This window comes from Pseudomonas sp. 1L-C-7-B-C1 (genome assembly GCF_057291635.1).
On record NZ_JBXAWH010000020.1, the window covers coordinates 19394 to 44068 of the forward strand.

Sequence of the window (24675 nt, forward strand, 5' to 3'; positions counted from 1 at the left end):
AACCGCAGGGAAACCGCCAACAAAAAAACAGGTGGACATCCGTGCAATTGACTGCGCGAGGACGTGAACCCAATGACAGATAACCTGGACAATGTGTTGCTGATCGCGCTAGCGGACGGCGCACTCGACAAATTTATCGTCGGTGAGCCTTTCTATTTTCAAGAAGCCAAGGTAGACACCCAAGAACCACAAAACGTGATGGCTGCCTTCGACTTGGTGCTCGACTATTGGACTAAGACTAAAGACGAGACGTTTCCGCGGAAATTTGCAACAGCAATGTTGAAGGCTCTGGGAACCTATCCAGACAAAAACCGAGCGATTAATAGTGTAGCTGTCTGGATCTGGTATTACCGACATTGTCTAGCCCAGAAGACGTCAAATCCAGATGGCATGTATGGTGATCTTTTTGAAATGAATACCGCCGGCGTCGCCGGTGCGCTCAAGCATGAACTTGAGGTCAACAAAGCTGAATTAATTAGCGACACGCGGTGGGCAGGCGAGTCGTGGAACAGTAAGCAAGGTCTATGGGAGCCGTTGATGCGCGTGGCGGTAGGCGTTCGGGATAAGCTCGGAGGTCCGGACTTCGTGCCTGATAATCTCTAGCGGGACCTTGGTCTATTGGCATTTGCACCGACTCGAAGCGTGTTTCCATGAATCCGCATCACCCTCAGATCACAGCCTGCGGACTGCGGCCCGAACGCCACGAAGGTGCGGTTACCCAACCATCAGCAGAGCCGTGGCAGCTCAGCTTCAACACCACTTGAGCAGCGAGGGCTAGCGGATGACTGACATTACGTTTAGATCGGCAACTTGCCGCAAAGCGCTGACCAGCAGGGTCAGTTTGTGTAATGCGCTGGAAGGCAGTTTTGAAGAGGCCCCCGATGAATAAAAACAAACTCCAGGCATCGGCGCGTGAGCTCCGGCGCACGCTAGATAAATACGCAGTCATTGAACCTGCCGCAGCGTTACTATCGGCTTCGCTTCAAGACCTTATCGAGAGGGCCGAGCGATGCAGCATTCTTCAGGCGGTGGATATCGGAGATATCCCAGGGTACAAGCTGCTCTCGGAGACCGGGCTCCAGGGCTACGATGATTTGTCCGAAGCATACGCTGCGTTCTACATTGAGCTCACCGGCGGCGAGTCCGAAGCTCCCAAAGCCTTCAAAGCGAGACGCGGCCGGTAACAAGCACGAACGCCGGCCCTGACATGGATGCGTGAACTCAGGCCTCAAAACGACCAGGCGCCGATGGCGTATGGTTGGCTTGAGCAACGTCCGCCCTCCTCAACCGGCGCACATCACCGATATGCTGCCGACAGTTTTGGTCACATGCGCCGGGGAGGTTTTGAATCCTGGAAACGGAACAGAAGTCATGCAGGACGCCACCACCATGAACCGCAGCGAAACCGCCAAGCAAAAAATAGAAGCGGCCATTCGTGCCATTGACTGCGCACTGACTGAGCGGACGCAGGCGATTTTTGAGATCACTACCGCAGCTCAACTCATTCGCTTCAAAGCAGAGCTACTGAAGGCTTTGCACCTGATTTTGCGAGCCGAGATCCCGGAACTGATCAGCCACCGTAAACTCGGAATGGCTAGAGTCTTTACCGATCAGTGGCCTTACAACTTGAGACTGGGTTTGATCATTATCGAGGCTGAGCAAGCCTTCGAAGCGATCTAACTGTGCCCTGCAACTGCCTTCCGGTTCCATCCCGCCTGGCTATCGGATGACGTCAACCCACACCGCGCCGTTTCCGTCGCAATAGCCGTTCACAAATCAGCGAAGCGAGATACCCACCAAATCAAGTCGAGACGAATCGAAAAATCAGTTGTCTGGTGATTTCCTCCAAGAAGCCATCAACGCAAACAATCTGCCCAAATACCAACGCCTCCGCGCTTTGCGGATTTGGTCAATTTGCATGAACGTGTAGGGCTTAGGCATTGATTGTTCTTGAAGGCGGAGCGCGCGTAGCCCCCTGATGATGTGCCGAGCGTGAAACAACGCGGCGATGCAAAACGCCTGCAGTCCAACCATAGCGACCATTGCAGCAGTTAAATGGCCGAGTGAATTTATAGTAATACTTGCCGCCAAGGTTGTAGCCCCGGCAACTAACACGGGATTATAAGAGGCAGGTAATCGCTGCCTATCCTGATACCTCGGCTGGACTTTTAACCCGTTATATTCGAACGGATGAAAGGATGGTCTACCTCTGGCCAGTACATAGTAGGTCAGCAGCGTGATACCAACCGGGGCGCACCCTAGCAATAAGGGCAAAAGACCCTCTTTGCCCCAAATGCTTCCTGCAGCGAGATACGCGACCGAGCAGACTGGTAAACAAAACGCGCCTAAAAACGCCACGACCAGCGAAATCATATAAACGGTAAACCTCTCACAGCGATAAACCAGGTAGAGAGTCCAAAGAATCGCCAGCAGCGCCACCACGAGGTACAGATGCCAGAAATATTCAAGATTTGATGGACCTAGGGCCATCATGGATAAAAGGAATGTTAGCAATGTCCAACTGATTTTCTTGAGATTCTGCGCATCAATCATTACCGTTCCCTAACCCATAAGCACATAAGCACATAAGCACATACGTTCATCGTCGATCACTGACGGTTGACCAGACAAAAACTCGACCTCATTCGCACCGACTTGCTCAACGACAACCAACCTGTGTAAAGCTTTGCGCAGCGAGCTTTACCAGATATTGCATAATGAGGCAGCGCTAAAGCTGCTTTAGCAAGCAAACTGGAGCCCTCCGAACGATGACATTCAGCGACACTTACGTAAACCGCGAAGAAATGTTCTCCCTGGGAGTCGAAGAAACCTCAGGCCAATTCTACGTATCGTTTCCGGTGAGCAGCGGCTTTGTGGACTACGCAGAGTATTACGCAATTGACGCGCACACGTTCGAACGCTTCCACCACGATCTCGCCTCAGCACTTCAATTCGTCAACCGTTGCCGTCGGCGCGAGCTGGACGAGTTGCTGATGCAAAAGCCAGGCTGGAACCGAGGCAGCGCGATCTAGCAAACGCCGCCGTACCATAGGGAAACCACCCGTTGAAAAAAGCCATCGACTACATCGACGAAGCCATTGCGGTCACCCGCCTGAGGGAGGCGTCGTGTCCAGCATTCCCCCTTTACGCAAGCGCGCTGATCCAGCTCGACTTCATCAGAAACATCTTGCTGGGCATCGAAAAAGACAAGAGCCGACTGCACAAATTGACCATTGGGGTGTGGGCCGCGAAGGAGTTTGAAGGCAACGACCCCGAACTTGCCGACGTACTTTTCAACGCCTACAGCATTGGCGACCAGATTGCCCGCGGCTTGAAAATCCAGCTCCCCGACGGCCAGCCCCTGGAAAGCCTTCACCACCCAGCATCCCCACTTCAGGAGTGAATTGATTGACGTCCACCAATCTGCAGCACCTCTACAACAAAGCCTGGCTGTTCGCCTCCCACGCCCACGTCGGGCAGATGATGAAGGGGTCGAATCTGCCGTACACCACCCATGTCGCGATGGTCGCCAACGAGCTGATTTTCGCGGACCGGGAAAGTGACATCGGTGATCTGGCCATCGCCATGCCTGCCGCACTGCTGCATGACGTGATCGAGGACACCGCGATCTCGGAGGAGGCATTGGCTGAAGTGTTCGGCGCCTCTGTCGCATCGACCGTCGCCTGCCTGAGCAAGAACCTGATCGTGCCCTTCTCGGACGAGCGCTATTTCCAGGCCATCGCCGCGCATTCCCGGGAAGCGGCAGCGATCAAGTTGTGCGACCGGATCACCAATCTCCAATCCGCGCCATCGACGTGGTCGCTGGAAAAGCGCGCCTCCTATCACGAGGAGTCTGCGCACATCCTGGCGGCGCTCGGGCATACCAATGACTATTTGAAGCGCCGACTCACCGACGCCATGAAGCGGTACAAATCCTTGTACGTCGATGAGCAGCGGGACATCTGAAGACCTCTTCGTGAGCACGGTGAAGCGCCACTCCGGTCACTCCCACAAGGTTTCCGAAACCGGCCAAAATATCGGGTCAGCCCACCATACCGTGGGAGCGAGCTTGCTAGCGAATGGTATTCCAGCCGACGGATATCTGCTGAATGCACCGGTCTCTTCGTGAGCAAGCTCACTCCCACAGAATCTGCAGTGTGTCCCGGATCTGTGGCCCACATGAGACCAGTCGGGCCTTGCTCGCGAAGCGGTCTAGCCCAGAGGATCCAGTCAGCCGGTCACCCAGCGCCCGGCCTGAGCTGGGCGCCAGCAGCAACTGCGCTCACATACTCATCAAACAATTCAACCTGACCATCGACCCTGAGCCAGCCCCGATACGATTCCGCATCCCTCCTGTAGCGGGCAAAGGCTTCCGATTCCGGCCCGTCCGCAAAAAGTGAAGCGATGGCTGCGCTCTGGAAGTACCAGTAAATTCCGTCACATTGCTCGGTGGCTTTGGCGTTGGAAAGGTCGATCGCCCTGGACCGCCATTGTGCTGCAAGCTCACGTCCCTCTTCCCGAGAGGCGTCTGGCATCGCTCGCCAGCCAATCTTCCCGGCGTCGTCCACATAGGCGTGATACCTGGCGAGCAATGCCTTATCTCTTTCCCAGACCGAAGGACAAACGGGCGGCGGCGTCGCGAACGCACCAGGCGCCGGACAAACCGGCAACCCGCTGAGAAGTTGCTGCACCCGCGACAACGGCTGCTCCTGCCCCCGCTCCTTGCCGTCGGCAGAAGCTGACTCTGACTTCGACCCTGGCACAACCTCCTCCACCCGCCCCGCGCGACCCAGCACCGCCCTCAACCAGCCTCGCACTTCCATCACCCAGCTCCCTTGATAAATCCCTTCCACACAAACGACGCTCAGCCCAAGCCATCGACCCAAGCCACAACCCGGCAAACTACACCACCCCGCGCCCGAGACAATCCAGACGCCACACAAAAAACCACAGATCCGTCACCAGTCCCGCAAGGCGCTTTTGCGTCGGTTTTCCTTAGTTGCCCGATTAGTTCAGATCAGTAGGTGAACCGGTTCACCTTTCCGCCCTTTTCTTTAAACCTGCCAAAGGGATCCAATAAAACCCTGCAGCCCTTGAACCATAAGGGCTGGAGCCATTTCTAAGCCTACGACGAGGATCATAGTGGCCATAAAGCATCATTGCGGCCTGTATCAAATCTGAGAAAAACTTCGCGTCTGTAGGAACTTTCCCACACAATTAACTGCCTGAGCTGACACTGCTGGCTACTAGCTATCGGTGTTCGGCCACGTTTCATGCGCCTAACCTTCGCAGCGAGTTTTCGGGATGACGTTCATCCAGATCCGCTTTTCGAGAAGGTGTGCCAGTTGGGCGACGCGATCTCTTCACTATGTCTCGCCGCATTCGCCGCATTGTTGAGAAGGGTTCAGGGACGATGTACCAATGACTCAAACGTTTGACGTAGAAGCACTCATAAAGCTGCGCAGCCAGACCCGGGCGGTTTCCGACGTGCTTAAAGCACAGGCGTCCGATTACCTGGCCACGCTGGCGCTGTTGATCCGTCCGCAGAATCTGTTCGGTGAGTACCTCCAGGGTGCCCAGCGCAGCAGTGGCCGGGAAACTCAGCACCACTTCAAAGCACTCAAAGAGCTGTACGACAGAATTGGTTCGGCGTCTCCGTTCCAGTTGGTCAATGAGATGGAAGTGCCGCTGAACCTCATCAGCACCACGCCCGAGCTGTTCCCGCTGGAATACGACAAGGTCCTGGCCGACAGCGGTCAGACCGTCCGCATCACCAGCCCGACGCGCTGGGTGATCGGGTTCAATTCCTTTGACCTGGCGCGCTTTCGCAGCGTCATCAAAGACCCCAACCGCAGCAGCGCCGAGTTGTACCGCTTCGTCGTGCACTACCTGGTGCTGTTTTACTGCGTGAGCAAATCACCGGGCCTCGGGCGTTTGTTTGACGGCCTGCGTTTTCCGGTGAGCTTTGAGCGACTGAAGGATTTTGGCGACCTGCCGTTCTGCGTGATCAGCTCGCCGGTGCGCTCGACGCTGCCGGACGACTCGGTCATTCGCAGCAGCACGCAGATTGCCGGCAACGCCAGTTTTGAAGAACTGGTGGGCCAGGACAGCATCATGGACATGAAAGATGAGATTCGTCAGCGCCTGCTGATGACGATCGAAGGACTGTAAAGCACTCGGCTCAACGTCGAGCCGACACGCAAAATGACTTGCAGCGAGTTGCTCGCACAGGAGAACACGATGGCGAAGAAGGAAAGTACCCAGCACAAACTCGACCGCGTTCGCGCCCCTCGGGTCCACATCACCTACGACGTCGACATCGGCGATGCTCAGGAAAAGAAAGAGCTGCCCTTTGTCGTCGGCGTGCTGGGCGATTTTTCCGGCAACCCCCTTGAGCCGCTGCCCAAGCTCAAGGATCGCAAATTCATCTTCATTGACCGCGACAACTTCAACGGCGTGCTCAAAGGCATCAAGCCGCGCCTGGCCTATCGCGTCGACAACACGCTGGCCAAGAACGGCACGCAGCTGGGCGTCGAGCTCAACTTCAACGCCCTCGAAGACTTCGAGCCGCAGAACGTGGTCAAGCAAGTCGAGCCGCTGCGCAAGCTGCTGGAAGTGCGCAACAAGCTCGCGGACCTGCGCAACAAGATGGGCGGCAACGACAAGCTCGAAGAGCTGTTGATGGACGTGTTGCAGAACACCGAGAAGCTGAAAACGCTGGGCAAGGAATTCGGTCGTGAAGCCGCCGTTCCCGCCACCGACGCCAAAGAGTAAGCAGGAGCACGACCATGAACGACAAACAAACCGTGGCCCAGCAGGACACTGATCTGGTTGAAGTGGAAAACTTCGCCCCGCAGTCTTCGCTGCTCGACAGCATCATTTCCGAAAGCCGTGTCGCCCGCTCCGAAACCGAACGCACCCGCACCCGTGATCTGATCGGCGAGCTGGTGGGTCAGGTGCTCGAAGGCGAAATGACACCGAGCAAAGACCTGATCGCCGTGCTTGATGCGCGCATCGCCGAGATCGATTCGATGCTCTCCGAGCAAATGAACGAGATCATGCACGCCCGTGAATTCCAGCAGCTGGAAGCGTCCTGGCGTGGCCTGAAATACCAGGTCGACCAGACCGAGACCAGCACCACGCTGAAGATTCACCTGCTCAACGCTTCGAAGAAAGACCTGGTCCGCGACCTCAAGGCCTCATCGGAATTCGACCAGAGCGCGCTGTTCAAGAAGATCTACGAAGAAGAGTACGGCACCTTTGGTGGCGCGCCGTTCGGCATGCTGCTGGGTGACTACGAGTTCAACCGTAACCCGGAAGACATGTACCTGCTCGAAGAGATTTCTCACGTTGCGGCCGCTGCCCATGCCCCGTTCATCTCGGCGGCGTCGCCTGAGCTGTTCGGCTGGGACTCGTTCACCGACATGTCCGGCCCGCGCGACCTGGCGAAGATCTTCGACACCGTCGAATACGCCAAGTGGAAGTCCTTCCGTAATTCCGAAGACTCCCGTTATGTCGGCCTGACTCTGCCCCACGTGCTGGGTCGCCTGCCGTATGGCCCGGATACCACGCCGGTCGAAGAGTTCAACTTCGTCGAAAGCGTCGATGGCCGTGACCACAACAAATACCTGTGGATGAACGCTGCCTACGCACTGGGCACTCGGGTCACCGACGCGTTCTCCCGCTACGGCTGGTGCGTGGCGATTCGTGGCGTGGAAGGCGGCGGTCTGGTGGAAGGTCTGCCGACCCACACGTTCAAGACCGATGACGGCGAAATCGCCCTCAAGTGCCCGACCGAAATCGCGATCACCGACCGCCGCGAGAAAGAACTCTCCGACCTCGGTTTCATTCCGCTGGTGCACTGCAAGGGCACCGACTACGCGGCGTTCTTCGGCACCCAGTCGACCCAGAAACAAAAGCAGTACAACACCGACATCGCCAACGCCAACGCCCGTCTTTCGGCGCAGTTGCAGTACATCTTCGCCACCTCGCGCATCGCTCACTACATGAAGGCGATCATGCGCGACAAGGTCGGCAGCTTCGCTTCGCGCAAAGACGTCGAGATGTTCCTCAACAAGTGGCTGTCCAGCTACGTGCTGCTCGACGACACCGCCAGCCAGGAAGCCAAGGCCAAGTTCCCGCTGCGGGAAGCCCGGGCCGAAGTCTTCGAAGTGCCGGGCAAGCCTGGGGTGTACAAGGCCGTGACGTACCTGCGTCCGCATTACCAACTGGATGAGCTGACGGCGTCGCTGCGACTGGTCGCCGAACTGCCGCAATCCACACGCGGTTAACCGAATCGGGTCTGCCAGGGAGGCAACATGAGTAGCCAACACAAGCTGTTGCCGTCACTGCTGGACCGGTTGCTGGATGACCGTCCGCACCAGTCCGTTGAAGCCTCGGCGCAACGCTTGTGTTCGCTGGCCGATTACAAGGCCAGCATCGTGCGTGACCTGGAAATTCTGGTGAACACCCGTCAGTCCCTGGTGGCTGGCGAACTCGCCGGTTTCCCGCAACTGCCCGGGACGATCCTCGATTACGGCATGCCCGATTTCACCAGCAAAAGCGTGCTCGATCCCCAGGACCGCTATCTGATTCAGCAGCAGCTGGAGAAGGCGATCTCTGACGGCGACCGGCGCTTTCGCAGCGTCAAGGTTCAACTGCTCGCACAACAAACCGGCCAACGCATGCTGACCTTTCGCGTTGACGCCGTACTGCGCCTGCAAGACATCTCCCGTCAGGTTTCCTTTGACGCGGTGTTGCAGGTCAATACCCAGGAATACACAGTACAGAACCTCAACTGATGCTCGACGACCTGCTCCCCTATTACGAAAAGGAACTGTCGCACCTGCGCTTTTTGGGCCAGGAGTTCGCGAGCCAGTACCCGAAAATCGCCTCGCGGTTGCTCATCGAGGGCGATAACTGCGAGGACCCGCACACCGAGCGGTTGATCGAGGCGTTTTCGTTTCTTGCGGCCCGGGTACACAAGAAGCTCGATGACGAGTTTCCGGAAATCGTCGAATCGTTCCTTGAGGTGCTGTACCCGCACTACCTGCGCCCTACGCCGTCGATGTCCATCGTCGAGTTCACCCTGGGCAAGAACGAGAAGGTCACCGAGGCCTATCGCGTTGCGCGTCACACCGAGATCCACGCCACGCCCATCGACAGCGTGGTGTGCAAGTTCCGTACGTGCTACCCGGTCGACCTGTGGCCGATCAGCGTGCAGCAGGCTTCGTTCGTCGAAATGGAACGCTCGGCGTTCAACGGTCACAGTGCTGATCTGGTGGCGCGTCTGCGCATCGGCCTGACGGCGACGTCTGACGTGCTGTTCGGGCAGATGGAGCTGGACTCGTTGCGCTTCTTCCTCGACGGCGAAAGCACGCTGATGCTGCAGCTGTACGAATTGCTGTTCAACAACCTGGCCAAAGCCACGCTGACCTTCGAAGACGAAGGCCGTATGCGCGAAGTGGCCCTGCCGGCCGACGCGCTGAAGGCGGTTGGTTACGGTCTGGATGAAGGGCTGGTGGATTATTCGGAGCGCTCGTTCCTCGGCTACCGGCTGCTGCACGAATACTTCACTTTCCCGGACAAGTTCATGTTCTTCGACCTGTCCGGTTTCGGCCGCATTCTGGCGGGCAAGAAGCTGGGCAAGGTGGAGATCAATTTCTACTTCTCCGACTACGACCTGCACGACCGCCTGGCGCGCCTAACGCAGAACATCGGCCGCGCCAACTTCAAGCTCAACTGCACGCCGATCATCAACCTGTTCCGCCAGCAGGCCGAGCCGATCACCCTGACCCATGCCCAGCATGAATACGCCATCATTCCGGATGTGCGCATGCAAAACACGGCCGAGGTGGTGTCCATAGACCAGGTGCGCCGGGTCAAGAAAGTCGGCGGGCTGGAGCAGGTCACCAGCTGTCATCCGTTCTTCGAGCCGCGCGCCGATCAGGGGCCGGGCAACAGCTTCTGGATCGCCCGCCGACGCCCCTCCCAGAGTCGGCAACGGGACGGCACCGACATGTTCATTCGTGTGGTTGACCGGGATCTGGAGCTGATCAACTCGGCCAGCGATACCTTGAGTATCCGCCTGACCTGCAGCAACCGTGACCTGCCGTCGCTGCTGCCCTTCGGCGGCGCACGCGGGGATTTCAGCGTCCCGGCAGGTTCGGTCATCGACGACATCCGCTGCCTGCGCAAACCCACCGCCTCGGTGCGCGTGCCACTGGGGAACGGCGTGATCTGGCGCCTGGTCTCGCACCTGTCGCTGAACCACATGTCGCTGGTCAGCAAAGGCCGCGACGTGCTGCTGGAATTGCTGTCGCTCTACAACTACCGCAACACCTCGGCGATCCGTAAGCAGATCAACGGCATTGTCTCGGTCAGCAGCGAGCCGGTGGTCGCGCGGATCGGCCACCCGCGTCCGAATTTCGTGCGCGGCGTGGGCATCACCCTGAAATTCGATGAAAGCCAGTACACCGGCAGCGGCGTGTTTCTGTTCGGCATGGTGCTCGACCATTTCTTCGGCCAGTACTGCTCGATCAACAGTTTTACCCAATTAACCCTGCGCACCTTGCAGCGCGAGAAGAGAGTGGTCCAATGGCCCCCGCGAACCGGCGATCAACCCCTGGTCTGATCGACCAGGCACGGGCTGAGCCGCACCGATTCGAATTCTTTCAGTTGGTGCGTTTGCTCCGCCTGCATTACAGCAGGAACGGGCGAATGGACCTGCAGACGCGGCCCCATGAAGATCCGTTGCGCTTTCGTTCGCAGCTGTCGCTGAATTTCCCGGCGAGCGAAGTCAGCGACCTGAAATTCGAGCGCGAGGGCAAGGTGTCTGCGGCCGGTCTGCCGCTGACCGAAGTGCAGGTGACGTTCATGGGGCTGGTCGGGCCGTCCGGCGTATTGCCGCGCCCGTACACCGAGCTGTTGCTGGAGCGCCATATTCAATACCGCGACGACGCCGCCCACGCGTTTCTCGACGTGTTTTCCCACCGCATGACCACGCTGTTCTACGAGGCCTGGCAGAAGTACAAGTTTTACATCGAGTACGAGCGCAACGGCACGTCGGACTTTGATCGCTACCTGCTGCATCTGGTGGGCCTTGGGCCGCAGGCGCAGAAACAGAAGTTCGGCCCTGAAGGCTCACCGCTGCGTAGGGAGCTGTTCAGCTACTTCTCGGGCATGTTCGCGCAGAAGCCGCGCAATGCGCTGAACCTGCAAGTGATGCTGAGCTTTTACTTCTCGCTGCCGTTCAACGTGCGTCAGTTCGCCGGGCGCTGGCTGAAACTCGACGTGAGCCAGTGCACGCAGCTGGGCCGCAAGAACGCCGCCCTCGGGCAGAGCGCCGTGGTCGGCAACCGGGTCTGGGATTACCAGTCCACCGTACGCATCGACATCGGCCCGTTGACGCTGGCCGACTATCGGCGTTTTCAGCCCGGCACCGAGGACTACCAGAAACTCGTGGAGCTGGTGCGTTTTTACGTTGGCGCGCACCTGGATTTCCAGATCGCGCCGACCCTCAAGCGTGAAGCGGTGCCGCTGGCAAAAATCGGCCGTCAGGGCAATGTCGCGCTGGGCTGGCTGGGGTGGTTGAAACGTCCGGGCGCCGACGTCGAACCGGCCCGTTGTGCTCTTTTCCATATTCCTTTTGATGGGGTCTTACTGTGAACCTGAAGTCGCTGTTCGCCAAACTGAACGAAACCAGTCGCACAGCCACAGAAGGCGCTGCCGCCCTGTGCTTGTCAGAAAACCATTACGACGTTGAAGTCGAGCACTTGCTGCTGCAGTTGTTGGAAAACAACGACAACGACCTGCCGGCGATCCTCCGTCACTACGACGTGGTCCCCGAGCGCTTGCAGGCGCAGTTGGTCACCGCCCTCGGCACCTTCAAGAAAGGCAACACGCGCACGCCGGCTTTGTCGCCGCACATCAAGCGGATGATCGAGCAGGCCTGGGTCCTGGCCTCCATCGAATTCGGCCAGAGCCAGATCCGCACCGGTTACCTGATTCAGGCGCTGCTGGACGATGACCAACTGCACCGCGTGGTCGTGGCCTCCGCGCCAGAGCTGGAGAAAATCAACGCCGACGACCTGCGGGTCAACCTCGCGGCACTGGTGGAAAGCAGCCCGGAATCGGCTCTGGCCAGTCCGCTGGAAAGCCCGAAAGCCGCAAGCGGACGCACCGTTCAAGGCAACGGCAAGACGCCGGGGCTGGATCAATACACCATCAACCTGACCCAAAGCGCCCGCGACGGCCGCATCGATCCGGTGCTGGGCCGCGAGTTCGAAGTGCGGCAGATGGTCGACATTCTGACCCGTCGCCGGCAGAACAACCCGATCCTCACCGGTGAAGCCGGCGTGGGTAAAACCGCGGTCGTCGAAGGCCTGGCCTTGCGCATCGTTCAGGGCGACGTGCCGTCGGTGCTCAAGGACGTGGCCATCCACACCCTCGATCTGGGTCTGCTGCAGGCCGGCGCCGGGGTCAAGGGCGAGTTTGAGAACCGCCTGAAGTCAGTCATCGAAGAAACCAAACGCAGCCTGCACCCGATCATTCTGTTCATCGACGAAGCCCACACGCTGATTGGCTCCGGTGGCCAGGCCGGGCAGAACGATGCCGCCAACCTGCTGAAGCCGGCGCTGGCCCGTGGCGAGCTGCGCACCATCGCCGCGACCACCTGGGCTGAGTACAAAAAGTACTTCGAGAAAGACGCCGCTCTCGCCCGCCGCTTCCAGGTGGTCAAGGTCGAGGAGCCGGACGAAGACAAAGCCATCTATATGCTGCGTGGCTTGCTCGGCAAAATGCAGGAGCACCACAAAGTCACCGTGATGGACGAAGCACTGGTGCAGGCCGTGCGCCTGTCCAACCGTTACATCACCGGGCGTCAGTTGCCGGACAAAGCCGTCAGCGTGCTCGACACCGCCTGCGCCCGCGTGGCCCTGGCGCAGTCGGCGCAGCCCGGCCCGCTGGAAGACTGCAAGCGCCAGATCGACAACGTTCAGGCCGAGATCGCCGTGCTGCAGCAAGAAGCCGCCAAAGGCAGCGACCACTCACGCCGACTGGCCGCGCTGAACGAGGAATTGCAGAGCGTTCAGAACACCCGCGAGACGCTGGAGCAGCAATGGCAGCGGGAGCTGGATCTGGTCAAGAAACTCGCTGAGCTGGGCAGTGTCGAGACACCCGACGTCAACCAGATTTCCGCCGTGCGCGCCGAGCTGTCCGAGGTGCAAGGCGAGCAACCGCTGGTCCACGCCCTGGTCGATGGCGGCACCATCGGTGAGGTGATTTCCGGCTGGACCGGTATCCCGCTGGGCAAGATGCTGCGCAACGAAATCGACACCGTGCAGCGCCTGCCGGCACTGCTGGGTGAACGCGTATTGGGTCAGGATCACGCCCTGGCGGAGATCGGCAAACGCATCAAGATTTCCCGGGCGCGCATGGAAGACCCGAACAAGCCCATCGGCGTGTTTCTGCTGCTGGGCCCGAGCGGCGTCGGCAAGACCGAGACTGCTCTGGCACTGGCCGACACCCTGTACGGCGGTGAGCGTAACGTCATCACCATCAACATGTCCGAGTACCAGGAAGCCCACACCGTTTCCAGCCTCAAGGGCTCGCCACCGGGTTATGTCGGTTACGGCGAAGGTGGCGTGCTCACCGAAGCGGTACGCCGCAAACCCTACAGCGTGGTGCTGCTGGACGAAGTGGAAAAAGCCCACCCGGACGTGCTTGAGCTGTTCTTCCAGGTCTTCGACAAGGGCGTGCTGGATGACGGCGAAGGTCGCGAGATCAACTTCCGCAACACGGTGATCATCCTCACCTCCAACACCGGCACCGACCGCATCATGGAGCGCTGCCTGAACACCACCGATCAGCCGACCCCGGACGAGATCGTCGAGGACCTGCGCGACGAGCTGAACGAGGTGTTCAAGCCGGCCTTCCTCGGGCGCCTGACCATCGTGCCGTACTACCCGGTTCAGGACGAGATTCTGGAGCGCATCGTGGCGCTGAAGCTGGAGCGTATCCGCAAGCGTTTCGAGCGCAATCATCAGGCCGTGCTCGGTTACGACGAAGCGCTGGTCAAGGCCATCGCCGCGCGCTGCACCGAAGTCGACAGCGGCGCACGCAACATCGACAACATTCTGTCCAAGACCCTTATGCCGGAACTGTCCCAGCACGTGCTGGAACGCATGGCCCAGGACAAACCGATTCAGAGCCTGACCATCGAACTGGGCAGCGACGGCGGTTTCGCCTATCGACTGGTTTGAGCTGGCTGGATTGATCGAGCATTCATAGGTATGCAGTCATGAATATGCGAAACAGGGAACGTCTTTGCGCCGGGGCTGGCTGGGCCACCCGCGTGACCCTTTTGACAGTCGTGATGGCGCTCACCGCCTGCGGCATCACCGACCGCGCCAGCAAGCGCGTCGATGACACGTGGGCCGGCGACATGCTGTTCGGCGACAAGGAAAAAGTCATCCTCACCGCCGATGGCGGCAACCAGCTGAATCCCGATGAGAGCGGCCGGCCGCTGTCGGTGGTGCTGCGGGTCTATCAGCTCACCGCGCTGGAGCGGTTTGCGTCCATCGACGCCGATTCGCTGTGGGACAACCCGCAGCAGGCCCTCGGCAACACGCTCATCGATAGCCAGGAAATCACCCTGCTGCCGGGCATGGGCCAGATCGACCAGTGGCCGCTGAACAAGGCCACCGGCTATGTGGGCATCGCTGCGTTCTTCCGCTCCGACGAGAAGAGCCACTGGAAAGTCGCCTTCGATGCCAACTCCCTGCGCAAGGACGGCATCTGGTTTTCCTCGGACGGCCTGCGTGTGCTGGTCGACAACAACCACGTGCTGGCGGTGCGTGGCAACGACGTGCTGAACAGGCCGCAGACCGAAGCGCAGTTCGCCAAAAGCAACGTCATGCCCGCCGCCGAGCCCGCCGCCAATGCGGGCAATCCGCCCCTGAGCCAACAGGTGCAGGACGCGATGGTGCAGAAGGCCAAAGATACCGCTGTGGACTCTGCGCAACAGAGTGCACAGAAAGGCGTGCAGTCAAAGTTCGATTCATTAGTGGAAGGCGTTCATGAGTAAGCAGAGCCGCGTGATGTGGTCCGAAGGCATGTTTCTTCTGCCACAGCACTTCCAGTATCAGGATGAATTCCATCAGCATCAGTTGGCCGAGTCGACGCTGCGCGCCACGCCCTTCCACTGGGGCGTGCAGGCCATGCAGATCGACGAAGAGGCACTGGCCAGCGGTTCTTTGCAATTCAAGCGGCTGAAGCTGGTGTTTCCTGACGGCAGCCTGTTCGACGCGCCGGCACACGACCCGCTACCGGCAGCGCGAGACTTGCGCGAGTTGCTCAAAGGCAATGACTTCAAGGTCTACGCTGCCTTGAAACTGCCTGAGCCGTTCGGCCTCAATTACGTCGAAGACGGCCAGGAGCAGAAAAACGCGCGGCGTTTCCGCAAGCAGTTCGACACCCTGCCCGACCTCAACGAAGGCGATCTGGAAAACGAGATCACCAGCCTGCGCCTGAACGTGGTCATGCTGATCGACGGCGACACGCTGGACGGTTACAGCTACTGCCCGATCGCGCAGCTGTCGCGCAACAACATCGGCGGCTTCAACCTTGACACCCATTTCGTGCACCCGACCCTGCACCTGGGCACCCACGAAACCCTGATCAGTCTGGGTAAGCGTCTGCTCGGCGCCTTGCACTCGAAAAGCAAAGCCCTATCGGGGCGTCGTCGCGAGCGTGCCGACCAGATCGCCGAATTCGGCTCCAGCGACGTCACGCTGTTCTGGCTCCTCAACACGGTCAACCGCGCCTACCCGAATCTGGCTCACTTGCTGGCCCACCCGCGTCTGCACCCGGAACGTCTGTACCTGTTCCTGGCGGAGCTGGCCGGTGGTTTGTTGACCTTCTCGCTGGACGTCGAACTCAACGACATCCCCGAGTACAACCATCATGATCCGGCGGCCTCGCTGGTCACGCTGGACCAGATGATCCGCAGGCTGCTGGACAACGTCATCCCGAACCAGTGCATCGTCATCAACCTGACCCAGACCAAGCCGTCGTACTGGCAGGGCCAGTTGCACGACCCACGACTGGTCGATGCCGATTTCTACATCTCCGTGCACGCCGACATGCCCGGCTCCAGCCTGCTGGAACTGGTGCCACGCGCGGTCAAGGTTGGCTCGCCCGAAGACATCGAAGTGGTGGTCAACAGTGCCATGCCCGGCGCGACGCTCAACCATTCGACGCGATTGCCCAACGCCATTCCGGTGCGTCTGGACAACCACTACTTCTCGATCGAACCCCATGGCCGGGTCTACGAACGCATGATGAGCGCCCAGGCGATCTCGTTCTACGCACCCAGCGCTTTCACCAACCTCAAGCTTGAACTGATGGCAGTACTCAAATGAGCGAAGCCGTAATGCAAGGCGCCATGGCCGCCGACCAGCCAAAACCGACCCTCAAAGACCTGGTGCAGGAATTCATCAGCATGGCGCTGATCCTGCGCCGTGGCCGTCAAGTGACCTCGGTCAGCGCGTTCGAGGAGAGCGTCGATAAGTTCTTCGCCGCCCTGGAGCGAGAAGCCCGCGCCTCGAATTACAGCGTCGAACAGGTCAAGGACACGCAATACGCGTTGTGCGCGTTTCTCGATGAAAGCGTGCTGCGGGCCAAAATGCCTGTGGCGCCGGTCGTGGCCAAAGCCGAGGATTCGCCCCCTTCCGCCAACGCTGCATTGGCGACGCCGGCGGAGGAAATCAACGAATTGCGCCGGCACATCGAAGTATCGCCGCTGCAGTTCCGCCATTTCGGCGTACACCTGGCGGGCGAAGGTTTCTTCGACAAGATCGAAGCCCTGCGCGCCGATGTGAAGCGCAACCTCGACGTGCTGGAGGTGTATCACCTGTGCCTCGCGCTGGGTTTCGAGGGCAAATTCAGCGTCGGTGACGGCAAGGATCAACTGCGTTACCTGGCCAATACCCTTGGCCAGGACATCGCCCGCTATCGCAAGACCCCCAAAGCGCTGTCCCCGGACTGGGCGCTGCCGGATCAGGTCTCGCAGATGCTGCGTCACGAGGTGCCGGTGTGGGTTTACCTGGCGCTGATCGCGCTGGTCTGTCTGGCGGTGTACCTGACGCTGGACTGGCTGCTGGGCAAGGACGTTGCCTTATTGTCCGAACACATCAGCCAATTGTTCAGTGCCTGAGCACTGCTCGGGTAAGCGAGTCAGGAAGACATGAAAACACTACTTCGCGCTCTAAAAAGTTTCTGGTTCATCCTCATCGCGCTGTGGCTGGGGAGCCTCGTCGCGTGCGTGGTCATTGCGGCGCGCAACCAATGGTCGCGGGAATACCTGCTGCAAACCCTGCTGATCGTGAGCGGGTTTTACATCTTCGTCGGTTTTATTCGTCAGGTACGACGCCTCAGTAAAGAGCGCAATCTTGAAAAACTGGTGCATCACGAGGTTGACCGCTCACTGCCGGCCGACGGCAATTTCCGCGACCAGCAAGTGCTGCGCGATCGCCTCAAGCACGCGATCACCATGCTCCGCGCCGATCGCTCCGCAGGCGGCGGTGGCTCGTCGGCGTTGTACGAGCTGCCGTGGTATCTGGTCATCGGCCAGTCAGCGGCCGGCAAGACGTCGCTGCTCACTCGCTCGGGCCTTTCCGCCACCACCGCCAGTGGCCAGACCACCGACGAAAGCGGTACCCGTCATTGCGATTGGTATTTCAGCCCCGAGGCTGTGCTCATCGACACGGCCGGCCGTTACCTGGCCGAGGACTCGGCCGCCAGCGAATTCACTGCTTTCCTGCAACTGCTGAAAAAGCAGCGCAAGAAAACCGCGATCAATGGTCTGGTGCTGGTCGTCAGCCTGCCGGAGCTGCTGGCGGCCACGGCCAATGAACGTGCGGAAATGGCGATCCAGTTGGTTGCGCGCATCGAGGAATACAGCCGCAGCCTCGACGCCCATCCGCCGATCTACCTGATGCTGAGCAAGACCGACCAGTTGCCGGGTTTCAATCAGGCCTTCGACGGCCTGGACCTGAACGAGCGTCAGCAACCGCTGGGCATGACTTTCGCGGTGTCGGAAATTCGCACCCATGGGTTGAAGACGGTCCTCGACAGCAAGCTGAAGAACCTGCACAACGGCGTGCAGCGTCATGTCGACGCGCAGATGATCAGGCTCGGTTCCGACGCCAACAGCGCGCTGCTCAACTTCCCGAACTACTTCGCCGAGCTGTCGAGCGTGCTGGTGCCGTTCCTTGCGCACTTCACCCAGCCGGCCAGCCACGGCAGCCCGCTGCTGCTTCGCGGCCTGTACTTCACCAGTGCGCTGCAGACCGCCGAGCAACTGAGCCAAGTGTTCGACGACGATCTGGCCGAAGCCTTTGCCCTGCAGCCGGCCAGCGACAGCGCGAATGCCGAGCAGGCCAATGGCAGGAAAACCGGCGATCGCAGCTACTTCATCACTGACACGTTCCGCCGGGTGATCTTCCCCGATCGCGATTTGATCTCGTATCAATCCCGCGACGGCCGCGACAGGTCCATGACCCCGGTGGTCATCGCCGCCGCACTGCTCGCCGGTCTGGGTTTCATCGGCTGGCAGGCGCTGTCGTTCCAGCACAACCGTGAATGGATCGCCGCCCTGCAAGACAAACTGACCGAGCTGAGCGACGCCCCCGACCGCGCCCAGCGCATGGCTGCAGGCGAAGGCCTGGAACTGCTGCGCAACGAACTGGCGCTGATTGAAAAACACCGCGCCAAAGGCGTACCGCTGCAACTGAGCGCCGGCCTGTACCGAGGCGATGAGATTTTCGCAGCCGCGCAGGCGGCTTATCTTCAGCAACTGCGCAGCCAGGCCCTCGAACCGGTGGCGCTGAAGCTGCAAATGCAGATGCGCGCGTTCAACGAGTTCACCCGATCCGTTGACCCGCAGAACGAACTCGGTGCCACTGCTGGTAAGTCAAGTGACAAAACCGGCGGCAAATCTGGCAAGGGTCAGAAACTGGCGGATCGCGGCGTGCGCAGTTTGACTGCCAACACCGGCAAGCCGAGCCTGAGCAGCATTCCGCGCAGCGTCGGCGATGCCGGCAGCCGTCTCAAAGGCGCCGTGCGCAGCAACGTGACCAAGACCCGCGAAGCGGCCCTTGCCGACCTGCGTAACCCGGCGACGGCCAGTGATGCAGCGGAGCTGTCGGCCACCACCGGCGGGCTGTCGTTGTCCGAAGAAATGCTCGGCCGCCTTGATGAACAGCAAGTCGCCTCGATCATCGAATCCTACAATTCGCTCAAGCTGTACCTGATGCTGACGCAGCCCAACGCGCATTCGGACCCGGAATTCGTCAGCGCTGCCTTGCCCGTTGCCTGGAGCAACACCGCTTCGGCGGACAGCCCGGTCAGCGACGAGGTGATCGCCGACAACGTGCCGATGTACGTGCAGTTGCTCAAAACCGGTCAGGCCCCTGCCCTGCCCCGCAACGATCAATTGGTCGAAGAAACCCGCAAGAGCCTCAAGTCGTTCATGATTTCCAGCTCGCTGGTGGACCGTGAATACCTGCGCCTGCAGCTGGAAGCCAGTCGGCAATTCCCGGCCGTGGGCCTCAACGAGCTGGTGCCGTTGCCCGGTCGCCAGTTGCTCTACGGCAGCGAAGCGGTGCCGGCGATTTTCACCCGCCAGGGTTGGGACGGCTTCGTCAAACCCGAACTGATCAAGCTGATGTCGAGCAACCTGCGCAACGAGTCCGATTGGGTTCTGGACGGCGACGGCGGCGACAGCATCATCCAGAAAGCCAACTTCATGCGCGAGTTCATGGCGCGCTACAAGCGTGACTACGCCCAGTCCTGGTACACCCTGCTGAGCAGCGTCGGCGTGCGCCACTTCACCGACATGGCCAACGCCACCCAACAGTTGTCCCTGCTGAGTGACGTGCAGAATTCGCCGGTGAAAATCCTGCTGTCCGGGGTCAACGACAACACCCAGTGGGACGTGCCTGCGCCCCAGGTCAATCAGCAGGCCGGCACGCCGAAGGCTGATGATTTCTGGAGCAAGGTCACCGGACTGGTCAGCGGCCCGCAAGTGCCGACTGCTGCCATGCTTTCCCCACTGCCAGCGGTGGATGACGGCAGCCTGGCCCAGCGCTTCGAACCGGTGTCGCGGGTCTTCGCCACGCAGAACGCCGAAGGCGCCGACAGCACGATCATGGATCGCTACCTGGCGGCACTGCGCAAACTGAAAGTGCGGATGAACAACATCCAGCGCTCCCAGGACGTCGGCAAGAGCAGCAAGCAGCTGATCAGCGAGACCCTCGAAGGTCAGCCCAGCGAAGTCACCAACGTGCGCAACTACGTCGAGACCACGGTGGACACCAGCCGGGGCAGCTTGTCGGAATCGCTGCAGGGCCTGTTCAGCCTGCCGATCCAGTTCGCCTGGGAAACCCTGCGCGACCCGGCCGGCCAGCAGATCGCCAGGGCCTGGGCGCAGCAGATCGCCAAGCCGTGGGAACAGGTCATGGCCCACCGTTACCCGATCGCCGCCGGCAGTCGCAACGAAGCATCGGTCAAAGACCTGCAGCGTTTTGTCGATCCCGAGTCCGGCCTGCTGCCGAACTTCAAGCGCAACGAAATCGGCAACCTGTCCGGCGGTGAAGGCCTGGGCATGGGCAGCGGCGCCAAGGCCGCACCTTTGGTCAACCCGAACATGGTGACCAGCATCGACAAGGCCAGCTCTTTGGGCCAGGTCATCGCCAGCCTGTCGGACAAGGAAAACGGCTTCGAAATCATGCTCGAACCGTCGGCGTTCTTCACCGACATCATCTTCACCCTCGACGGTCAGGTTCAGCATTACCGCAACGGCAAGACCAGCTGGAGCCGCTTCTCCTGGCCGGGCACCACCACTGCGCCAGGCGCGCGTCTGGACGTGGTGACGCTGACCGGCGAGCGCATCACCGTGTTCGACTACCCCGGTCGCTGGGGTCTGTTGCGCATGAACGACAGCGCCCGGGTCGACGACCTCGATGGCATCCAGCAGCGCTTCAGCTGGAACACCGCCAACGGTCAGGTCAGCCTCGCAGTGCGCAACTACGGCGGGGTCAAGCTGACCGACCTGGCCAACGTCAAATCCCTGAGCGCGCTGAACACGCCGTCCAAGGTGGTTGCCGAAGGATCGTCGAAGTGATGTGCGGCGCACTGTTTCTGAATAGCCGCCTTGTGAGCAACGGGGAGTGCCGTCGATGATCGGCTGCTTCGGCAAGCTGCCGTCGAGCGCGGACTTCGTCAGCCTGCATGGCGCGGCGGATGACGTCTGCGAGTTCGACGGCTGGCTGCAGGCGTCCCTCGCGGCGATTCATTCGTGCGAAGACTGGCGGGCGCAGTTCGATCGCCTGCCGGTGTGTTTCTTCTCGTACCGCGCGCGCTCGGGCAACTGGTTGCTGGGCGGACTGGTCAGCTCGATGGATTCCAGCCAGCGCCGCTACCCGCTGTTCATCTTTCAGACTGTGAAGGCAGGCGACGGCGAGCCGCTGGTCAACCCGTTCACCCTGAGCGAATTGTTCTGCGCGCAGATCAAACCGCTGCTGCACCTCGGTGCCCAGGGTGAGCATGTGTCGGTGCTGTTCGAGCGGATCAAGGCGCTGCGCCCGTTGCAAGGTCAGGACTTCGCATTGTTCCGCCAGGTGCACGAGAAATTCCTGCGCAACTTCAACCTGCGGGACATCGCCACGGCGCTGGGTCACTCCTGGCCGGAGTTCGTCACCAACGCCGTGCTGACCCGATTGCATGCGCTGCGCCGTCCGCTGAATCTGGCTCAGGCGCCGGGGATCAGCCTGCCGCTGCCCGCTGAGCGCGGCTTGAAAAACCCGACCGCAGACCTCTGGGTCGACTGGCTGACGCGGATGAAAGCCGGCCGTGTGTCGCCCCAGGTCAGTGTGCTGGCCGACGACTTCATGCGGCCCAAGCTGTTGTGCTTCCCGTCCCGCAGCAGCACCGGCCTGTACACCGCACTCACCGACCCGGCTGAGCGGCCTGAGCATTACGACGTACTGGCGGACTTCGCGGCGTTCGACGAACACCATCGCCCGCCCGATTTTCCTGACACCGATCGCCCCCTTTTTGACGTCATCGACCGATTTGTCGACGCGCTGGATGTGAAGTCTGTATGAACAAGCTCAAGTATTACCTGCTGCGCTACCAACCCTACATTCTGGGGGTGTGCATCTTCCTGACGATCTTCATCGTCTGGGGGCTGGGCCGCGCGCTGGACTTCAGTTCACTGGGCAGCCTGCTGACCGGCATCGCTGTGTTTCTGCTGCTCTCGATCGGCTACGTGCTGTTCCTGCGCAGGAGCACCTCCCGGCAGCACAACCTCGAAGGGCTGCTGCGCGACGACGCCGATCAGGCGGTGTTGAACGCCAGCCCCGCGGACCGCGAAGAGGTCAGCCTGCTGCGCGAGCGCCTGCTGCAAAGCATCGATCGCCTGCGCAGCAACACGCCGCGCGGCACCCGTGCCAAAGACGCGCTGTACGCCTTGCCGTGGTATCTGGTGGTCGGTCAGCCAGCCGCCGGCAAAAGCACCATGCTCTATCAGTCCGGCCTGAATTTCCCGTACGCCGAGCGCGAAGGCGTGCGCGTCGCCGGCTTGGGCGGCACACGCAATTGCGACTGGTTCTTCAGCTCCGAAGCGGTGCTGCTGGACACCGCCGGGCGCTACATGACCGATCAGGACGAAGCCGGTAAATGGCGCGGTTTTCTGCAGCTGCTGCGTCAGCACCGCCAGCGTCGCCCCCTCAACGGGTTGATCGTGACGGTGAGCATCCACGACATCCTGCAGGCCTCGCTGGAGGATCAGGAACGTCTGGCCAAGCGCCTGCGCGAACGTATTCAGGAAACCTACTCGCTGCTGGAAGTGCGGCTGCCGATTTATCTGGTCTTCACCAAGTGCGACCTGGTCCCCGGTTTCGCGCCGTTCTATCGCCAGCTCGACGAGGTGGCTCGTGGAGAAGTGATGGGCAAGACCTTCCCCCACAAGGACTATGAAAAAGCCGACTGGGCTCAACGCTTCGGCGTGGCCATGGACGAACTGGTCAACTACTGGAAGGAAGTCGCCAGCCAGCAATTAGTGTTGCAGGACATCCAGATCACCCGCCGGGACTCGGCGGTGTATCGGTTCCCGCTGGAATTCGCAGCCCTCAAGCCTCGGCTGCAACTGTTCGTCGATGCCCTGCTGCGCGCCAATCCGTATCAGAACGCCGAGCTGCTGCGCGGCTTCTACTTCACCAGCGCACTGGATGCCGATGCGCCGGAGCTGGGTGGCCATACCCGTCAGGTCAGCGAGCGGTTCTCCCTCGAAGCCGAGCACACAACCGCCCATGGCCAGGCCCAGCCGCAGCCGTTGTTCATCAACAGTCTGTTTCGCAAGGTGATCATCCCCGACCAGCATCTGGTCGCGCTGTACACCAGCAACGTCCGCGAACGCCGTCGCAAGGCCGCGTGGGTCGGCGGCGCCAGCCTGATTGCGCTGCTGCTGTGCGGCGCCTGGGGCTGGTCGTACTGGAACAACAAGACCGAGATCCAGACGCTGTCGTCTGAACTGACCGCCGCTGCGGCGCAGGACGACAGGACGCCGGCTCAATACACCGACTGGCAAACCCTCGACCGTCTACGCGTGCGGACCGCCGATTACTACGTCCGCCACCATGATCAGGGCGTACCGCTGCGCCTGCGTCTGGGCCTTTATCAGGGCTATAACGTCGAGCCGCTGGTGCGTGCGCGGTACTTCAGCCGGCTGGAAACGGTCATGCTCAAGCCAACCGCTGACAACCTCACCCGTTCGCTGTACCTGCTGACCACGATCAAGGTCTACCAGCGCAACGCCAAGGACCTGATGCCGGTCACCGGTGTGGACAGCGTCGAGCCCCGCGCCCTGCCCAACGACAACCGCGCGCAGTCCATCGCCGACTTCGGCAAGGCCACCCTGGAGACCTACGTTCAGCTGTCGCGCTCCCAGCGGGAAAAAGCCGATCCGGCGTTCCTCAAGGCGAAGATCCCTGACTATTGGTACCCGGCCATCGCCAAGCAGACCGGCAAAACCATCGGCGCGACGGGCGCTGCGACCCACTCGGGCACCGACTACGAACTCGCCAGCCGCCAGGTCAATTTCTACAGCGACCAGATCCACGAACCGGACGTGCCGAGGATTCTCGACAACGCGTTCCTGACCTCCAGCTCGCGCAATTACATCAACAGCCTGCTCTCGCAATCGCTGCGCTCGATCGAGACCATCACCCTGGAGTCGGACACCCTGTTCGCCTTCGGCCGTGCCGATTTCCAGAGCCTGAAAACCGAGGGCCAGAGCCAGCTGAGCGCCATTGCCGGCAAGCTGCTGAGCACGCCGAACATCGGCAAGATCGTCATCGCCGGCCACGCTGACCAGCTCGGCGACCGCCAGGGCAATCTGCAGGTGTCCAGGCAGCGGGCGCAAACCATCAAGACCTATCTGGTCGGCAAGGGCGTGCCCGCCGAGCTGGTGGAAGCCGTGGGCGAAGGCAGCGAGAAGCCGCTGGTCAAGTGCGACATGCAGCAGCCGCGCGCGCAGTTGATCCAGTGCCTTGAGCCCAACCGACGCGTAGAAATCGAGGTGCGTGCGCTCAACTGATTGAGCGCGGGCACCTG

Annotated in this window: 21 protein-coding genes; 19 read left to right on the forward strand and 2 right to left on the reverse strand. The window is 60.5% G+C overall.

Going from position 1 to position 24675, the window contains the following annotated elements:
• Nucleotides 1-72 precede the first annotated feature (72 nt).
• From AC0Z8Z_RS24475 to AC0Z8Z_RS24485, 3 genes are all read left to right on the forward strand, one after another.
• Nucleotides 73-603 (forward strand): hypothetical protein, encoded by a 531-nt coding sequence (locus AC0Z8Z_RS24475; protein WP_485620833.1) that lies wholly within the window; start codon nt 73-75, stop codon nt 601-603.
• A 278-nt stretch (nt 604-881) separates the two neighbouring features.
• Complete coding sequence (locus tag AC0Z8Z_RS24480; protein ID WP_485620834.1) at nt 882-1184, forward strand: hypothetical protein; 303 nt, start codon at nt 882-884, stop codon at nt 1182-1184.
• Nucleotides 1185-1371: 187 nt separating this feature from the next.
• Nucleotides 1372-1680, forward strand: coding sequence for a hypothetical protein (locus AC0Z8Z_RS24485; protein ID WP_485620835.1), 309 nt, complete (start codon nt 1372-1374; stop codon nt 1678-1680).
• Nucleotides 1681-1824: 144 nt separating this feature from the next.
• On the opposite strand, the gene AC0Z8Z_RS24490 is transcribed toward AC0Z8Z_RS24485, so the two are convergent.
• A complete protein-coding gene (locus AC0Z8Z_RS24490) occupies nt 1825-2553 on the reverse strand; it encodes a hypothetical protein (protein ID WP_485620836.1) in 729 nt (242 codons plus the stop codon).
• A 215-nt stretch (nt 2554-2768) separates the two neighbouring features.
• Between AC0Z8Z_RS24490 and AC0Z8Z_RS24495 the strand changes: the two genes are divergently transcribed.
• Genes AC0Z8Z_RS24495 through AC0Z8Z_RS24505 form a run of 3 tightly spaced genes read left to right on the forward strand, consistent with a single transcriptional unit; the run spans nt 2769 to nt 3966 of the window.
• Nucleotides 2769-3032, forward strand: a complete 264-nt coding sequence (locus tag AC0Z8Z_RS24495) for a hypothetical protein (protein ID WP_485620837.1) — start codon at nt 2769-2771, stop codon at nt 3030-3032.
• A 32-nt stretch (nt 3033-3064) separates the two neighbouring features.
• Nucleotides 3065-3403, forward strand: coding sequence for an immunity protein Tsi6 family protein (locus AC0Z8Z_RS24500; protein ID WP_485620838.1), 339 nt, complete (start codon nt 3065-3067; stop codon nt 3401-3403).
• Nucleotides 3404-3408: 5 nt separating this feature from the next.
• Complete coding sequence (locus tag AC0Z8Z_RS24505) at nt 3409-3966, forward strand: HD domain-containing protein (protein WP_485620839.1); 558 nt, start codon at nt 3409-3411, stop codon at nt 3964-3966.
• 272 nt (nt 3967-4238) lie between these two features.
• Here the strand turns inward: AC0Z8Z_RS24505 and AC0Z8Z_RS24510 are convergent, their stop codons facing one another.
• A complete protein-coding gene (locus AC0Z8Z_RS24510; RefSeq protein ID WP_485620840.1) occupies nt 4239-4823 on the reverse strand; it encodes a hypothetical protein in 585 nt (194 codons plus the stop codon).
• A 598-nt stretch (nt 4824-5421) separates the two neighbouring features.
• Between AC0Z8Z_RS24510 and AC0Z8Z_RS24515 the strand changes: the two genes are divergently transcribed.
• The 13 genes from AC0Z8Z_RS24515 (at nt 5422) to tssM (ending at nt 24658) form a co-directional block, all read left to right on the forward strand.
• The gene (locus AC0Z8Z_RS24515) at nt 5422-6171 is read left to right on the forward strand and encodes a hypothetical protein (protein ID WP_485620841.1); all 750 of its coding nucleotides are present in this window, start codon (nt 5422-5424) and stop codon (nt 6169-6171) included.
• Between the two features lie 69 nt (nt 6172-6240).
• Nucleotides 6241-6774, forward strand: a complete 534-nt coding sequence (gene tssB / locus AC0Z8Z_RS24520) for a type VI secretion system contractile sheath small subunit (RefSeq protein ID WP_062387737.1) — start codon at nt 6241-6243, stop codon at nt 6772-6774.
• A 14-nt stretch (nt 6775-6788) separates the two neighbouring features.
• The gene (tssC, locus tag AC0Z8Z_RS24525; protein WP_065988946.1) at nt 6789-8291 is read left to right on the forward strand and encodes a type VI secretion system contractile sheath large subunit; all 1503 of its coding nucleotides are present in this window, start codon (nt 6789-6791) and stop codon (nt 8289-8291) included.
• A 27-nt stretch (nt 8292-8318) separates the two neighbouring features.
• Complete coding sequence (gene tssE / locus AC0Z8Z_RS24530) at nt 8319-8801, forward strand: type VI secretion system baseplate subunit TssE (RefSeq protein ID WP_065988945.1); 483 nt, start codon at nt 8319-8321, stop codon at nt 8799-8801.
• Nucleotides 8801-10633: a type VI secretion system baseplate subunit TssF gene (tssF, locus tag AC0Z8Z_RS24535; RefSeq protein ID WP_485620842.1), complete on the forward strand. Its 1833-nt coding sequence runs from the start codon at nt 8801-8803 to the stop codon at nt 10631-10633. The genes tssE and tssF overlap by 1 nt, the downstream gene beginning before the upstream one ends.
• Nucleotides 10597-11667 (forward strand): type VI secretion system baseplate subunit TssG, encoded by a 1071-nt coding sequence (gene tssG / locus AC0Z8Z_RS24540; RefSeq protein WP_485620843.1) that lies wholly within the window; start codon nt 10597-10599, stop codon nt 11665-11667. Before tssF ends, tssG begins: the two co-directional genes overlap by 37 nt.
• Nucleotides 11664-14261, forward strand: a complete 2598-nt coding sequence (tssH, locus tag AC0Z8Z_RS24545) for a type VI secretion system ATPase TssH (RefSeq protein ID WP_485620844.1) — start codon at nt 11664-11666, stop codon at nt 14259-14261. The genes tssG and tssH overlap by 4 nt, the downstream gene beginning before the upstream one ends.
• 38 nt (nt 14262-14299) lie before the next feature.
• The gene (gene tssJ, locus AC0Z8Z_RS24550) at nt 14300-15085 is read left to right on the forward strand and encodes a type VI secretion system lipoprotein TssJ (RefSeq protein WP_485620845.1); all 786 of its coding nucleotides are present in this window, start codon (nt 14300-14302) and stop codon (nt 15083-15085) included.
• Nucleotides 15078-16421, forward strand: coding sequence for a type VI secretion system baseplate subunit TssK (tssK, locus tag AC0Z8Z_RS24555; protein WP_485620846.1), 1344 nt, complete (start codon nt 15078-15080; stop codon nt 16419-16421). Before tssJ ends, tssK begins: the two co-directional genes overlap by 8 nt.
• Complete coding sequence (gene icmH, locus AC0Z8Z_RS24560; protein ID WP_485620847.1) at nt 16418-17215, forward strand: type IVB secretion system protein IcmH/DotU; 798 nt, start codon at nt 16418-16420, stop codon at nt 17213-17215. The genes tssK and icmH overlap by 4 nt, the downstream gene beginning before the upstream one ends.
• A 30-nt stretch (nt 17216-17245) precedes the next feature.
• Nucleotides 17246-21184, forward strand: a complete 3939-nt coding sequence (locus AC0Z8Z_RS24565) for a type VI secretion protein IcmF/TssM N-terminal domain-containing protein (RefSeq protein ID WP_485620848.1) — start codon at nt 17246-17248, stop codon at nt 21182-21184.
• Between the two features lie 55 nt (nt 21185-21239).
• Nucleotides 21240-22166, forward strand: a complete 927-nt coding sequence (tagF, locus tag AC0Z8Z_RS24570; RefSeq protein ID WP_485620849.1) for a type VI secretion system-associated protein TagF — start codon at nt 21240-21242, stop codon at nt 22164-22166.
• Complete coding sequence (gene tssM / locus AC0Z8Z_RS24575) at nt 22163-24658, forward strand: type VI secretion system membrane subunit TssM (protein WP_485620850.1); 2496 nt, start codon at nt 22163-22165, stop codon at nt 24656-24658. Before tagF ends, tssM begins: the two co-directional genes overlap by 4 nt.
• Nucleotides 24659-24675: the final 17 nt, after the last annotated feature.